The organism is Enterobacter cloacae complex sp. 385G4 (genome assembly GCF_057320665.1).
This window is the reverse complement of record NZ_JBXWDD010000008.1, coordinates 94754-107205: the sequence shown is the minus strand read 5'-3', so window position 1 is coordinate 107205 and position 12452 is coordinate 94754. Positions and strand designations below refer to the sequence as shown.

The 12452-nt window shown below is 60.7% G+C and carries 11 protein-coding genes; 8 read left to right on the top strand and 3 right to left on the bottom strand.

What is annotated here, in order from left to right; all coding sequences use genetic code 11:
• Positions 1–47: 47 nt before the first annotated feature.
• From AC2FAJ_RS18670 to iolB, 6 genes are read left to right on the top strand one after another with little or no spacing between them, the layout of a single operon-like run.
• On the top strand, positions 48–1595 hold the full coding sequence (locus tag AC2FAJ_RS18670; protein ID WP_028014046.1) for a sugar ABC transporter ATP-binding protein: 1548 nt from the start codon (positions 48–50) through the stop codon (positions 1593–1595).
• Positions 1596–1606: 11 nt separating this feature from the next.
• Positions 1607–2635, top strand: a complete 1029-nt coding sequence (locus AC2FAJ_RS18665) for an ABC transporter permease (protein ID WP_013098254.1) — start codon at positions 1607–1609, stop codon at positions 2633–2635.
• A gap of 8 nt (positions 2636–2643) precedes the next feature.
• Positions 2644–3777: a Gfo/Idh/MocA family protein gene (locus AC2FAJ_RS18660; protein ID WP_151414099.1), complete on the top strand. Its 1134-nt coding sequence runs from the start codon at positions 2644–2646 to the stop codon at positions 3775–3777.
• 12 nt (positions 3778–3789) lie between these two features.
• Complete coding sequence (locus AC2FAJ_RS18655) at positions 3790–5694, top strand: bifunctional 5-dehydro-2-deoxygluconokinase/5-dehydro-2-deoxyphosphogluconate aldolase (RefSeq protein ID WP_045631002.1); 1905 nt, start codon at positions 3790–3792, stop codon at positions 5692–5694.
• Positions 5695–5705: 11 nt separating this feature from the next.
• Positions 5706–6596, top strand: a complete 891-nt coding sequence (gene iolE, locus AC2FAJ_RS18650; protein WP_045631003.1) for a myo-inosose-2 dehydratase — start codon at positions 5706–5708, stop codon at positions 6594–6596.
• 9 nt (positions 6597–6605) lie between these two features.
• Positions 6606–7430 carry a 5-deoxy-glucuronate isomerase gene (gene iolB, locus AC2FAJ_RS18645; RefSeq protein WP_485454396.1) on the top strand — a complete coding sequence of 275 codons (825 nt, stop codon included), beginning with the start codon at positions 6606–6608 and terminating at the stop codon, positions 7428–7430.
• A 49-nt stretch (positions 7431–7479) separates the two neighbouring features.
• On the opposite strand, the gene AC2FAJ_RS18640 is transcribed toward iolB, so the two are convergent.
• Positions 7480–8223: an alpha/beta fold hydrolase gene (locus AC2FAJ_RS18640; RefSeq protein ID WP_188246009.1), complete on the bottom strand. Its 744-nt coding sequence runs from the start codon at positions 8221–8223 to the stop codon at positions 7480–7482.
• 11 nt (positions 8224–8234) lie between these two features.
• Positions 8235–8696 carry a DUF6130 family protein gene (locus tag AC2FAJ_RS18635; protein WP_041908752.1) on the bottom strand — a complete coding sequence of 154 codons (462 nt, stop codon included), beginning with the start codon at positions 8694–8696 and terminating at the stop codon, positions 8235–8237.
• 212 nt (positions 8697–8908) lie between these two features.
• Between AC2FAJ_RS18635 and AC2FAJ_RS18630 the strand changes: the two genes are divergently transcribed.
• On the top strand, positions 8909–9634 hold the full coding sequence (locus AC2FAJ_RS18630; RefSeq protein WP_075206238.1) for a 3-oxoacyl-ACP reductase family protein: 726 nt from the start codon (positions 8909–8911) through the stop codon (positions 9632–9634).
• Positions 9635–9665: 31 nt separating this feature from the next.
• On the opposite strand, the gene AC2FAJ_RS18625 is transcribed toward AC2FAJ_RS18630, so the two are convergent.
• Positions 9666–9836, bottom strand: coding sequence for a YfgG family protein (locus AC2FAJ_RS18625; protein WP_041911983.1), 171 nt, complete (start codon positions 9834–9836; stop codon positions 9666–9668).
• 371 nt (positions 9837–10207) lie between these two features.
• On the opposite strand from AC2FAJ_RS18625, the gene AC2FAJ_RS18620 reads away from it, so the two are divergent.
• Complete coding sequence (locus AC2FAJ_RS18620; RefSeq protein WP_485454395.1) at positions 10208–12448, top strand: EAL domain-containing protein; 2241 nt, start codon at positions 10208–10210, stop codon at positions 12446–12448.
• Positions 12449–12452: the final 4 nt, after the last annotated feature.

The following is a 12452-nucleotide window of genomic DNA, read 5'->3' as shown; positions in this document are numbered from 1 at the left end:
ATGTCCCGAGCCGCCTCTGGCGGCTCAACATGAGGAGGAGCAGACCGATGTCGCAACCCTTACTGAAAGTGACCGACCTGGCAAAAAGCTTTTCCGGCGTCTGGGCGCTAAGCAGCGCCCAGCTGACCGTCGGCGCGGGCGAGATCCACGCCCTGCTGGGGGAAAACGGAGCGGGAAAATCCACGCTGCTGAAGGCGCTTGCGGGCGCGCAGCCGCAAACCCGCGGGGATATCTGGTTCAACGGCGAAATGCTGCCGGTGGACGACTCCCCGGTGGAACGGCAGAACAAGGGCATTATCACCATCTATCAGGAATTCAACCTGCTGCCCAACATGACCGTCGCGGAAAACATGTTTCTCGGGCGCGAGCCGCGTAAACGGAACCTGATCGTCGACGAAAGGGCGGTAAATCAGGAGGCGCAGGTCATTCTCGATTACCTGCAGCTAAACGTTGCGCCGACCACGCCTGTCGCTCGTCTGAGCGTCGCCCAGCAGCAGATGGTGGAGATCGCCCGGGCGCTGACCCTCAACGCTCGCCTGATCATCATGGACGAACCTTCCGCCGCGCTGAGCGACAGCGAGGTGGAAAGCCTGCACCGCGTGGTGCGGGAGCTTAAAAACCGCGGCGTGAGCATTATTTACGTTACCCACCGCCTGCACGAAGTTTTCCAGCTCTGCGATCGCTTCACCGTATTTCAGGACGGCCGCTTCACCGGCACTGGCGCGGTAGCGGAGACCAACGTCGAACAGCTGATCCGCCTGATGGTCGGGCGCGACGTGGCCTTTAACCGTCGCCCCGCCAGCGAAACCCATCATCAGGACAAACCTGTCCGCCTGGCGGTGAAGGGGCTAAGCCGCGAAAAGCCGCCGCTGGATCCGCATGGCATCGCCCTGCACGACATCAGCTTCCACGTCCATGCCGGGGAAGTTCTGGGCATTGCCGGGCTGGTGGGCGCGGGACGCACCGAGGTGGCCCGCTGCCTGTTTGGCGCAGACGCCTTTACTTCCGGGAGCTTTGAGCTGGACGGCGTGCCGTACCAGCCGCGCGACCCGCTGTATGCCCTCGACCAGGGCGTGGCGCTGGTGCCCGAAGACCGTAAAAAAGAGGGGGCGGTGCTCGGGCTGTCGATTCGCGACAACCTGTCGCTCTCGTGCCTATCCTCACTGCTGCAGTGGCGCTGGTTCGTGAACACCCGTAAAGAGGACGATCTGATTGAGTCCTATCGCCAGGCCCTGCAGATCAAAATGGTCAACAGCGCGCAGGAGGTGCGCAAGCTCTCCGGCGGTAACCAGCAGAAGGTGATCCTCGCGCGCTGCATGGCGCTCAACCCGCGGGTGCTGATCGTCGATGAGCCGACGCGCGGCATTGACGTGGGGACCAAATCGGAAGTGCACCAGGTGCTGTTTGACATGGCGAAAAAGGGCGTGGCGGTGATCGTGATCTCCTCCGATCTGCCTGAAGTGATGGCGGTGTCTGACCGGATCATCACCCTCAGCGAAGGCCGGGTGACCGGCGAGATCCACGGTGACGACGCTAACGAAGAACGGCTGATGACGATGATGGCCATCAACCACAACGCCCTGAACGCGGCATAACGGAGTTTCTCATGACGCAGATGATTTCTAAAACGCAGGCCCCGGTCAAACGCGCCGGACGCATCGATCCCATCGCCTTCTTCGAGCGCTTCGGGGTGTTGATTTTCATGATCCTGCTGCTGATCTTCTTTCAGTCGCAGAACAGTAACTTTTTCTCTGAACGCAATATTTTCAACATCCTGACCGAAGTCTCCATCTACGGGATCATGGCCGTGGGGATGACCTTCGTCATTCTGACCGCCGGGATAGACCTCTCCGTGGGCTCCATCCTGGCGGTGTGCGCCATGACCGCGGCGTACGTCATTAAGGGCGATAACTTCACCACCGTCGACCCGAACGCCTGGGGCGGCATGAGCTGGCTGATCGGGCTGGGGATTTGTCTGGCGATGGGCACGGCGATTGGCTTCCTGCACGGCCTGGGTGTCACCCGCCTGCGTCTGCCGCCGTTTATCGTCACCCTCGGCGGGATGACCATCTGGCGCGGCCTGACCCTGGTGATCAACGACGGCGCGCCGATCGCCGGTTTCGATCAGGGCTACCGCTGGTGGGGACGCGGCGAGCTGCTCGGCATCTCCATTCCGATCTGGATCTTCGCCATCGTCGCCGTCGGCGGCTATCTGGCGCTGCATAAAACCCGCTGGGGCCGCTTCGTCTACGCCATCGGCGGCAACCCGGAGGCGGCGCGCCTGGCGGGGGTGAACGTCAAGCGCGTGCTCGTCAGCGTCTACGTGCTGATTGGCTGTCTGGCCGGGCTGGCGGGCTTCATCTTGAGCGCGCGTCTGGGGAGCGCCGAGGCGGTGGCCGGGATCTCCTTTGAGCTGCGCGTCATCGCCTCGGTGGTGATTGGCGGCACCTCGCTGATGGGCGGCTACGGGCGCATCGGCGGCACCATTATCGGCTCCATCATCATGGGTATTCTGATTAACGGTCTGGTGCTGATGAACGTCTCGGCCTACTACCAGCAGATTATCACCGGGTTAATTATCGTTCTGGCGGTGGCGTTTGATACCTACGCCAAGAGCCGTCGCGGCGCACTGTGAGGATCGTGATGAAAGAGGTTCGTATTGGATTGATTGGCACCGGGTATATCGGCAAGGCGCACGCTATCGCCTATGCCCAGGCCCCGACGGTGTTCAACCTGCGCGGCAGGCTGGTGCGCGAGATGGTGGCGGAAGTCACGCCGGAGCTGGCGGCAGAGCGCGCCCGGGCGTTTGGCTTTAACCGTTCAACGGGAGATTGGCGGGCGCTGGTGGCCGACCCGGCCATTGACGTGGTGGATATTTGCTCACCCAACCACCTGCATAAAGAGATGGCGCTGGAGGCGATCCGCCACGGCAAGCACGTCTACTCGGAGAAGCCTCTGGCGCTCAACGCCCACGATGCGCGCGAGATGGTCGACGCCGCGAAGCGGGCCGGGGTGAAAACGCTGGTGGGGTTCAACTACATGAAGAACCCGACGGCGCAGCTGGCGAAGGAGATTATCGCCCGCGGCGAGATTGGCGAGGTGATCCACTTCTACGGCACCCACAACGAAGACTATATGGCCGACCCGCTGTCGCCCATCCACTGGCACTGCTTTAAAGAGACCGCCGGGCTGGGGGCGCTGGGCGACCTCGCGGCGCATATCGTCAATATGGCTCAGTACCTGGTGGGCGATATTGAGCAGGTCTGCGGCGATCTGAAGATCGTGGTCCCGGCGCGCCCGGCGAAGGCCGGATCGTCAGAGATGATTGCGGTGGAAAACGAGGATCAGGCCCACGCGATGGTGCGCTTCGCGGGCGGGGCGCAGGGTGTCATTGAAACCTCCCGCGTCGCCTGCGGCCGCAAGATGGGGCTCTCGTACGTGATCACCGGGACGAAGGGCGCCATCAGCTTCACCCAGGAGCGCATGGCGGAGCTAAAGCTCTATCTGCATGACGATCCGGTGAACCGTCAGGGGTTCCGCACGCTGCTCGTCGGCCCGGCGCACCCGGACTACGCCGCGTTCTGCATGGGCGCAGGCCACGGAATTGGCTTTAACGATCAAAAAACGGTGGAGGTGCGCGACCTGGTGGACGGGATTGCCGCCGACGCGCCGATGTGGCCGGACTTCGAAGAGGGCTGGAAGGTGTCGCGCGTGCTGGACGCGATTGCGCTCTCGCACCGGGAAGGCCGCTGGCTGAACGTGAACGACATTGTCTGATGAGGTATCAACGTGGAAAAGCAGTTTGATGTGATATGCATGGGCCGCGTGGCGGTAGACCTCTATAGTCAGCAGATTGGTGCCCGCCTGGAGGACGTGTCGAGCTTCGCCAAATACCTTGGCGGATCCTCCGGCAACGTGGCGTACGGCACCGCGCGCCAGGGCCTGCGCTCGTCGATGCTGGCGCGCGTCGGCGATGAACATATGGGCCGCTTCCTGCGCGAAGAGCTCAACCAGGTAGGCTGCGATACCAGCCATCTGATTACCGATAAAGAGCGCCTCACGGCGCTGGTGCTACTCGGCATTAAAGACCGGGACACCTTTCCTCTGATTTTTTATCGCGATAACTGCGCGGATATGGCGATTACCGCCAGCGATGTGGACGAAAGCTACATTGCCTCCGCACGTTGTCTTGCCATCACCGGGACCCATCTTTCTCATCCGCAGACCCGTGAGGCGGTGCTGACGGCGCTGGGCTATGCCCGCCGTCACGGCGTGCGCACGGTGCTGGACATCGACTACCGTCCGGTGCTGTGGGGGCTCACCTCCTTAGGCGACGGCGAAACGCGCTTTATCGCCGCCGACCAGGTCACCCGCGAGCTGCAGGAGGTACTGCACCTCTTCGACGTCATTGTCGGCACCGAAGAGGAGTTCCACATTGCGGGCGGCAGCACGGATACGCTGCAGGCGCTGGGGCAGGTGCGCGACGTGAGTCACGCAACGCTGGTCTGCAAGCGCGGCGCGCTGGGCTGCTCGGTCTATACCGACGCCATTCCGTCCCGGCTGGACGACGGCCTGACGGTGACCGGCGTGCGCGTGGAGGTGCTGAACGTTCTCGGGGCGGGGGACGCGTTTATGTCCGGCCTGCTGCGCGGCTACCTGAACGACGAGGGCTGGGAGCAGGCGTGCCGCTACGCCAACGCCTGTGGCGCGCTGGTGGTCTCGCGCCACGGCTGCGCCCCGGCGATGCCGAGCAAAATCGAGCTGGATGACTATCTCTCCCGCGCTGCGGATGTGTCGCGCCCGGATCTTGACCCGCGTCTTAACCATCTCCACCGGGTGACCACCCGCCGCCGCGAGTGGCCGGAGCTGTGCGTGATGGCCTTCGATCACCGCAGCCAGCTTGAGGATATGGCGATGCAGTGCGGCGCGTCGCTTAAGCGCATTCCGGCGCTGAAGCAGCTGATCCTGCAGGCCAGCCGCGAGGCGGCGAGCCGCGCCGGGCTTGAGGGCAAAGCCGGCCTGCTGTGCGACGGCACCTTTGGTCAGGACGCGCTGAACGCGATCACCGGGGAAGGGTGGTGGATTGGTCGCCCCATTGAGCTGCCGGGCTCCCGGCCGCTGGAGATGGAGCACGGCAATATCGGCACCCAGCTTATCAGCTGGCCGCAGGAGCACGTGGTGAAGTGCCTGGTCTTCTTCCACCCGGAAGACGCCCACGGCCTGCGCCTGGAGCAGGAGCAGAAAATCGCTGAGGTGTACCACGCCTGCTGCCGGTCCGGGCACGAGCTGCTGCTGGAGGTGATCCTGCCCGCCAGCATGCCGCGCAGCGACGAGCTCTACCTGCGCGCCATTTCCCGCTTCTACAACCTGGGCATTTACCCGGACTGGTGGAAGCTGCCGCCGCTTTCCGCCGACGGCTGGACGGCGCTCGGCGAGATTATCGAACGCCGGGACCCGCACTGCCGCGGGGTGGTGATCCTCGGTCTGGACGCTCCGGCGGAACAGCTGCGCGCTGGCTTCAAGGCCGCAGCGGGGCAGCCGCTGGTTAAAGGCTTCGCCGTGGGGCGCACGCTGTTTGGCGACGCCTCCCGCGCGTGGCTGAAGCACGATATTGACGATGCGCAGCTGGTAGCGCGCATCCGGGACAACTATCTGCAGCTTATCGCCTGGTGGCGCGAGCGCGGACACGCATAATGGAGATAACAATGAGTGTGCAATTAGGCATTAACCCGCTGACGTGGACGAACGACGATCTGCCTTCCCTCGGCGCGGAAACCTCGCTGGAGACCTGCCTGAGCGAAGGGAAAGAGGCCGGTTTTGCCGGCTTTGAGCTGGGCAACAAATTCCCGCGTGAAGCGCGCCTGCTTGGCCCGATTTTGCAGCGCCACGACCTGCAGCTGGTCTCCGGCTGGTACTCCGGCCGCCTGCTGGAGCGCAGCGTGGAGGAGGAGATCGCCGCCGTGCAGCCGCACCTGACGCTGCTGCGCGAGCTGGGGGCGAAGGTGCTGGTCTTTGCGGAAGTGAGCGGCTGCATTCACGGCGAGCAGCAGACCCCGGTGCATCTGCGTCCGCGCTTCCCTCAGGCGCGCTGGAAGGAGTACGGCGAGAAGCTCACCGAATTTGCCCGCTACACGCAGCAGCAGGGAGTCCAGATTGCTTACCATCATCATATGGGCACGGTGATTGAGTCCGCCGACGACGTGGACAACCTGATGACCCACACCGGAGAGGCGGTGGGACTGCTGCTGGACACCGGTCACCTGACCTTTGCCGGGGCCGATCCGCTGGCGGTGGCGCAGCGCTGGGCGTCGCGCATCAACCACGTTCACTGCAAAGACGTGCGCGCCGACGTGCTGGCGGACGTGAAAAACCGCAAAACCAGCTTCCTTGATGCGGTACTGAGCGGCGTGTTTACGGTGCCGGGCGACGGCTGCGTGGATTACCCGCCGATTATGCGGCTGCTGAAGGCGCAGGACTATCACGGCTGGCTGGTGGTGGAGGCGGAGCAGGACCCGGCGGTTGCCCATCCGCTGACCTACGCCCGTCTGGGGTATAACAACCTGAGCCGTCTGGCGCGCGACGCCGGGCTGATTTGAGGAGGTGACATGTCACGTCTGTTATCACGCTGGCAACAGCCGAACGCGGAGGGGCGCACTCAGTCCGTCACGCCGGAACGCGCAGGGTGGGGATACGTCGGGTTTGAGGCGTATGAGCTGCAGGAGGGGCAGACGCTGACGCTGCCCGCCGTCAGCGAAGAGCGCTGTCTGGTGCTGGTCGCCGGGCGCGCCTCCATCAGCACGCCTTCCGCGCAGTTTAACGACATCGGCGAGCGGATGAGCCCGTTCGAGCGCATCAAGCCGTGGGCGGTGTACGTCACTCCGCAAGAGACGGTGCAAGTGAAGGCGCTGACGAGGCTCGAGCTGGCGGTCTGCGCCGCCCCCGGCAAAGGCACGTATCCGACGCGGCTGATTGCGCCGCAGGATATCGACGCTGAAGCGCGCGGCAAGGGGCACAACCAGCGCTACGTGCACAACATCCTGTCGGAAGACAAGCCCGCCGACAGCCTGCTGGTGGTGGAGGTCTGGACTAACGAGGGCTGTACCAGCTCGTACCCGAGCCACAAGCATGACACGGATAACCCGCCGCAGGAGACCTACCTGGAGGAGACCTACTATCATCGCCTCAACCCGGAGCAGGGGTTCTGCATGCAGCGCGTCTACACCGACGACAGAACGCTGGATGAGTGTATGGCGGTCTACAACCGTGACGTGGTGATGGTGCCGAAGGGGTATCACCCGGTGGCGACGATGGCCGGGTATGACAGCTACTACCTCAACGTGATGGCCGGTCCGGTGCGCAAATGGATGTTCACCTGGGAAGAGGACCATGCGTGGATTAATCAGGATTATCCCGCCACAGGCAGCCGCTGAAGCGGCTTTTTTGCCGGGTGGCGCTGCGCTTACCCGGCCTGTGAAACGCTTACCTTGCTTCTAACGCCTGCTCAATCGTTCGGGCGATGGCCTCTGGCTGGCTCACCATCGACACGTGACTCGCCGCGACCCGCGTGGTTTTCGCGTGGATCGTTTTCGCCATTGCGCGCTCAAGCGCGGGGTTAATCATCCTGTCATTCTCACTCACCACATACCAGCTCGGCTTATTGTGCCACGCGGCGTGAATGACCTTTTCGCCAAATGCATCGGCTTTAATTGGCCCCTGCGTGGCGGCGATGGTCAGTTGTTCAGCCGGTTTGACATCCGGTGCGAAATCCTTCCTGACGGCTTCGGTCGGCAGGTATAAGTAACCTTCAGCCGTTTTAGCGATGCCTGCACTTCCGGGCGGGGCCGGGAAGGTATTCGCCAGCTCTGCCGTCGACTGGCCGGAATCCGGCGCGAACGCCGCCACGTAAACCAGCGATTTGACCCGTGCATCGTTGCCCGCTTCGCTAATCACGGTGCCACCCCAGGAGTGACCGACCAGCACGACGTCCCCCTTAGCACGGGCGATGGCGCGTTGGGTGGCCGCTACGTCATCTTTTAGCGACGTAAGCGGGAGCTGAACGGCGATGACCTCGGTATGGTGTTTTTGCAGCCGGGTAATCACCTTATTCCAGCTGCTGCCGTCGGCAAACGCGCCGTGCACCAGCACGACGCTGGTTTTATTCTCCGCAAAAGCGCTAGCCGAAAGCGCCAGCAGGCCTGCTGTCAGTACAGACAGTGCTTTCATCTTCAGACTCCTTAAAAATGGCGGATCGCCGCGTGTGGCGGCACGGTGAATTCGAGGGTTTTGTGATCGAGGGGCTTATGCGTCGGATCGGCCAGAATAATCGTCACCTTGTGCTTACCGGCGGGCAGACCCACCAGAATCACCGGCTCTCCGCTGGCGTCAGCCCAGTGCCACGGCGCGTCATCAACCACGACGTGGATGTGGCCGATGCGTGGAGTGACTTTCAGCGCGTCGGGCCCGAATACAGGTTCAATGCGAAGGTTTTCGGCCCGGTACTGAATAAACACCGCGCCTTTGCTTAGCGGCCCGGCAAGCGGTGGATCGACTATCAGCTTTGCGGGCGGCTGCGGCTGTGCCAACGGCGCAACGGCGGCTGGGCCATTAACATCGGCGGCGCTGAGGCCGCTCAGGGGCGCGGCGCAGACGGAAGTCGTCAGAGCGAGTAAAGGAAGTAACAGATGCTGGCGAATCATTTCGGTATCTCCTCGTGGGTTTATGTCACGAGAGACAGCAGACCATTTTTATGTATCGCGTCTGTTTGCTTAAGCGGGATTTTTGTATCGATGCGTAAGCCAGGTGGGGGAGATACAGTGCGATACATTTCGTCTGAGCATGACGAGACGTTTGCTGGCATGGTGCCTTCAGGCACATCCATCCGATGCGGATACTTCCCGGAGAAAACATCATGAAGAGTGAAAAAGTTGCATTGATTTTCGGCGGCGCACGCGGAATTGGCGCGGCTATAGCGACGCGGCTGGCGAAGGAAGGCTATCGCGTTGCCGTGACATGGGTATCACGCCCGGACCGGGTTAATGCTCTCGTCTCATCAATTACTGATGCGGGCGGGGTGGCGCTGGCGATTAACGCTGATAGCGCTGACGCAACGGCGATTCAGGCCGCGGTCGATGCCACGATTAACCACTACGGCAGGCTGGATGTTGCCGTAGTGAACGCAGGCGTACTGCGGCTGGGCATGCTTGAGGATTATCAGCTGGACGATCTGGACGCCACCCTGTCGGTGAACGTGCGCGGCGTTTTCCTCTCTGTCCAGGCGGCAGCTAAGCGAATGAGGGAAGGGGGGAGGATAATCACCATTGGCAGCAATACCGCTGTGCGAACCGGGCATGCAGGAAGTAGCGTTTATGCGATGAGTAAAGCTGCGGTGGCAGCCATGGTGCAAAACCTGGCGCTGGATCTGGCTCCGAAACGGATCACAATCAACAATATCCAGCCCGGCCCCGTTGCCACGGATATGACGGCCGGAATGGAAGAGCAGATCACTGCACATATCCCTTTGAAACGCATTGGGCAGCCAGAGGAGATCGCATCGCTTGCCGCATGGCTTTCGGGAGAAGAGTCTGGATATATGACAGGAGCGAGCCTGACGATTGACGGTGGATTCGTGCTTTAACAGCTAAGGGCAGGGAAGCCCGATGTTGTGGCTAGCGCACGGGGGCGTCGACCACCAGACCCGTTTGCTGCGACTGGATTTTGTCCTGATGGTGATACCAGGCGCCGATGGAAGAGTAAACGAAGCGGCCAAAGAAAAACAGAAAGCTGATGAGCAGTATAATGCGGGTCATCCGGGTGTTAAAACGGTGTCGTTTGCGCATACGCGTGGCCTGACTCACTCTTCTTTTTCCTGGGCATGCCCTTCTGGGCGACGGGGATATTAAGGCACAGCGGAAAGAGAGGGTCAATTCCGTCATGTGTAAATAACCGTCAACGTTTACATTAATTATTGTTATTGAAATTAATATTTGCATTTACCATATTGATAATATGAAGAAAATTATTTCAAAAAAACGCTGCGCAAAGCTTATTTGCGTAAAATAGTTTGATTTATGTCAACGGATTCCCGGCCCTGATATTTAAAATCCCTCCTCCATACCGTTCGCCCCGCACGTCGCCGGGCGGCGCCAGGTCAGGTTGGATGCCTGTCATTATTTTCCTTCTGGAGAAAAAGGGGGTTAACCGGGCATCTATGAACATTTTTGCTTTCCTGAAAAAGAATAAACACCGCTGGTGGGTATTGCCGCTTATTTTACCGGTGGTTTTACTTCCCGTACTGAGCGTGGCGAATACGTTCACGCACCTGGGCGACGGGATAGCGGCACTTTATTATTTACCGCTCTCGTTTTTGCTTTCGCTGATGATGTTTTTTGGTCTGGAAGCCCTTCCCGGGATCGTGTTGTCGCTGTTTATCCGCTATTACCCGTCGGTCGGAATGTTTGAAACCGTCGCCGGCGTGCTCCATTTTATTGTCCCTATAGTGCTTAGCTGGGGCGGCTACCGGGTGTTTGCGCCCAGACGCAATATGACGGCGTACGGCGACGTACGGCTGATGGCGCAGCGCATCTTCTGGCAGGCCTTCTGCCCCGCGACGCTGTTTCTGCTGTTGTTCCAGTTTGCGGTGTATCTGGGCGTGTATGAGAGTCGCCAGAGCCTGGCAGGGCTTAACCCCCTCAACATTCGCACGCTGATCAACTATCAGGCCTTGCTGGTCAGCGGTCTGACGGGCGTGCCGTTAAGTTATCTGCTGATCCGCCTGATTCGTCATCCGCGCTATCTCAAAAGCCTCATCTCGCAGATCCGTACCCAGATAGACAAAAAGGTGACGCGCGCTGAGTTTCTGATTTGGGCCATTGCGCTTGCCGGGCTGCTTTCGCTCCTGCTGCTGCCGATGAATGAAAACAGTTCGATTTTCACCACTAACTACACCCTGTCGCTGCTGATGCCGGTGATGCTCTGGGGAGCGATGCGCTTTGGCTATAAGCTGATTTCGCTTATCTGGATCCCGATACTGCTGGTGTCTATTCACTATTTTTACCGCTATATCCCCGTGAACCAGGGGTACGACATTCAGCTGGCAATCACCTCTTCCAGCTATCTGGTCTTCTCGTTTGTGGTGATTTACATGTCGATGCTGGCGACCCGGCAGCGGGCGGTGAACAAACGCTCCCGCAGGCTGGCGCTGCTCGACCCGGTTCTGCATATGCCTAACCTGCGGGCGCTTTCGCGAGATCTGGCAAAAAACCCGTGGTCGGCGCTCTGTTTACTCCGCGTTCCGGAGCTTGAAATTCTGGGCCGTAACTATGGCGTGTTACTGCGCATTCAGTACAAACAGCAGCTGGCGCAATGGGTTAACGGCACGCTCCAGCCCAATGAGCAGGTCTATCACCTGACGGGCTGTGACATGGCGGTTCGCCTTAACGCCGAATCGCACCAGCAGCGGATTGAAACCCTGGACGAGCACATCAAGCAGTTCCGCTTTGTCTGGGACGGCATGCCGCTGCAGCCGCAGGTGGGGGTGAGCTACTGCTATGTACGTTCGCCGGTTAACCACCTCTATCTGGTGCTGGGTGAGCTGGGGGTGGTGGCCGATCTGTCGCTCTCCTCTAACCACCCGGAAAATCTTCAGCAGCGCGGCGCCGTCCATCTGCAGCGCAGCCTGAAGGATAAAGTCGCGGTGATGAGTCGCCTGCAGCGTGCGCTGGATAACAACGCATTCACGCTGCTCGTTCAGCCCGTACGCGGCCTGCGTGGCGATAGGTATCATGAGGTCTTGCTGCGGATGACTGATGCAAACGGGCTGTTGATCTCCCCTGAACAATTCCTGCCGATAGCCCAGGAGTTTGGTCTCTCTTCGCGGGTGGATTTGTGGGTGCTGGAGCATACGCTGCGCTTCCTCGCCGCGCATCGCGAACGGCTGCCCGGCCAGCGCTTTGCCATTAATCTGGCCCCTTCAACGGTGTGTCGGGTGCAGTTCCCGCTTGAGGTGAGTCGCCTGCTGGCGAAATATGCCATTGAGCCGTGGCAGCTGATCTTTGAAGTGACGGAGTGCAGCACCTTCTGCAACGCGGAGCAGGGGCTCCACATCCTGCGGCAGCTGCAGAAAATGGGGGTACGCATTGCTATCGATGATTTTGGTACCGGCTATGCGAGCTATGCGCGGCTGAAAAGCGTGGATGCGGACATTCTCAAAATCGACGGCGATTTCATCCGCAATATCGTCAACAACAGTCTGGATTACCAGATTGTGGCCTCTATCTGTCATCTGGCGCGCATGAAGAAGATGCTGGTGGTGGCGGAATATGTCGAGACCGAAGAGATACGTAGCGCGGTGCACGCGCTAGGCATTGATTATGTGCAGGGCTATCTGATTGGCAGACCGGCACCGCTTGAGTCACTGCTGGAAGCAGAGGCGTCCACGGCGGACGCCTGAGCCG

Excerpts from the sequence above, each read along its gene's own strand:
- AC2FAJ_RS18665 (WP_013098254.1), top strand. The coding sequence starts at position 1,607 with ATGACGCAGATGATTTCTAAAACGCAGGCCCCGGTCAAACGCGCCGGA.
- AC2FAJ_RS18630 (WP_075206238.1), top strand. The coding sequence starts at position 8,909 with ATGAAGAGTGAAAAAGTTGCATTGATTTTCGGCGGCGCACGCGGAATT.
- AC2FAJ_RS18620 (WP_485454395.1), top strand. The coding sequence starts at position 10,208 with ATGAACATTTTTGCTTTCCTGAAAAAGAATAAACACCGCTGGTGGGTA.
- AC2FAJ_RS18625 (WP_041911983.1), bottom strand. The coding sequence starts at position 9,836 with ATGCGCAAACGACACCGTTTTAACACCCGGATGACCCGCATTATACTG.
- AC2FAJ_RS18640 (WP_188246009.1), bottom strand. The coding sequence starts at position 8,223 with ATGAAAGCACTGTCTGTACTGACAGCAGGCCTGCTGGCGCTTTCGGCT.
- AC2FAJ_RS18660 (WP_151414099.1), top strand. The coding sequence starts at position 2,644 with ATGAAAGAGGTTCGTATTGGATTGATTGGCACCGGGTATATCGGCAAG.
- AC2FAJ_RS18635 (WP_041908752.1), bottom strand. The coding sequence starts at position 8,696 with ATGATTCGCCAGCATCTGTTACTTCCTTTACTCGCTCTGACGACTTCC.
- AC2FAJ_RS18670 (WP_028014046.1), top strand. The coding sequence starts at position 48 with ATGTCGCAACCCTTACTGAAAGTGACCGACCTGGCAAAAAGCTTTTCC.
- iolE (WP_045631003.1), top strand. The coding sequence starts at position 5,706 with ATGAGTGTGCAATTAGGCATTAACCCGCTGACGTGGACGAACGACGAT.
- iolB (WP_485454396.1), top strand. The coding sequence starts at position 6,606 with ATGTCACGTCTGTTATCACGCTGGCAACAGCCGAACGCGGAGGGGCGC.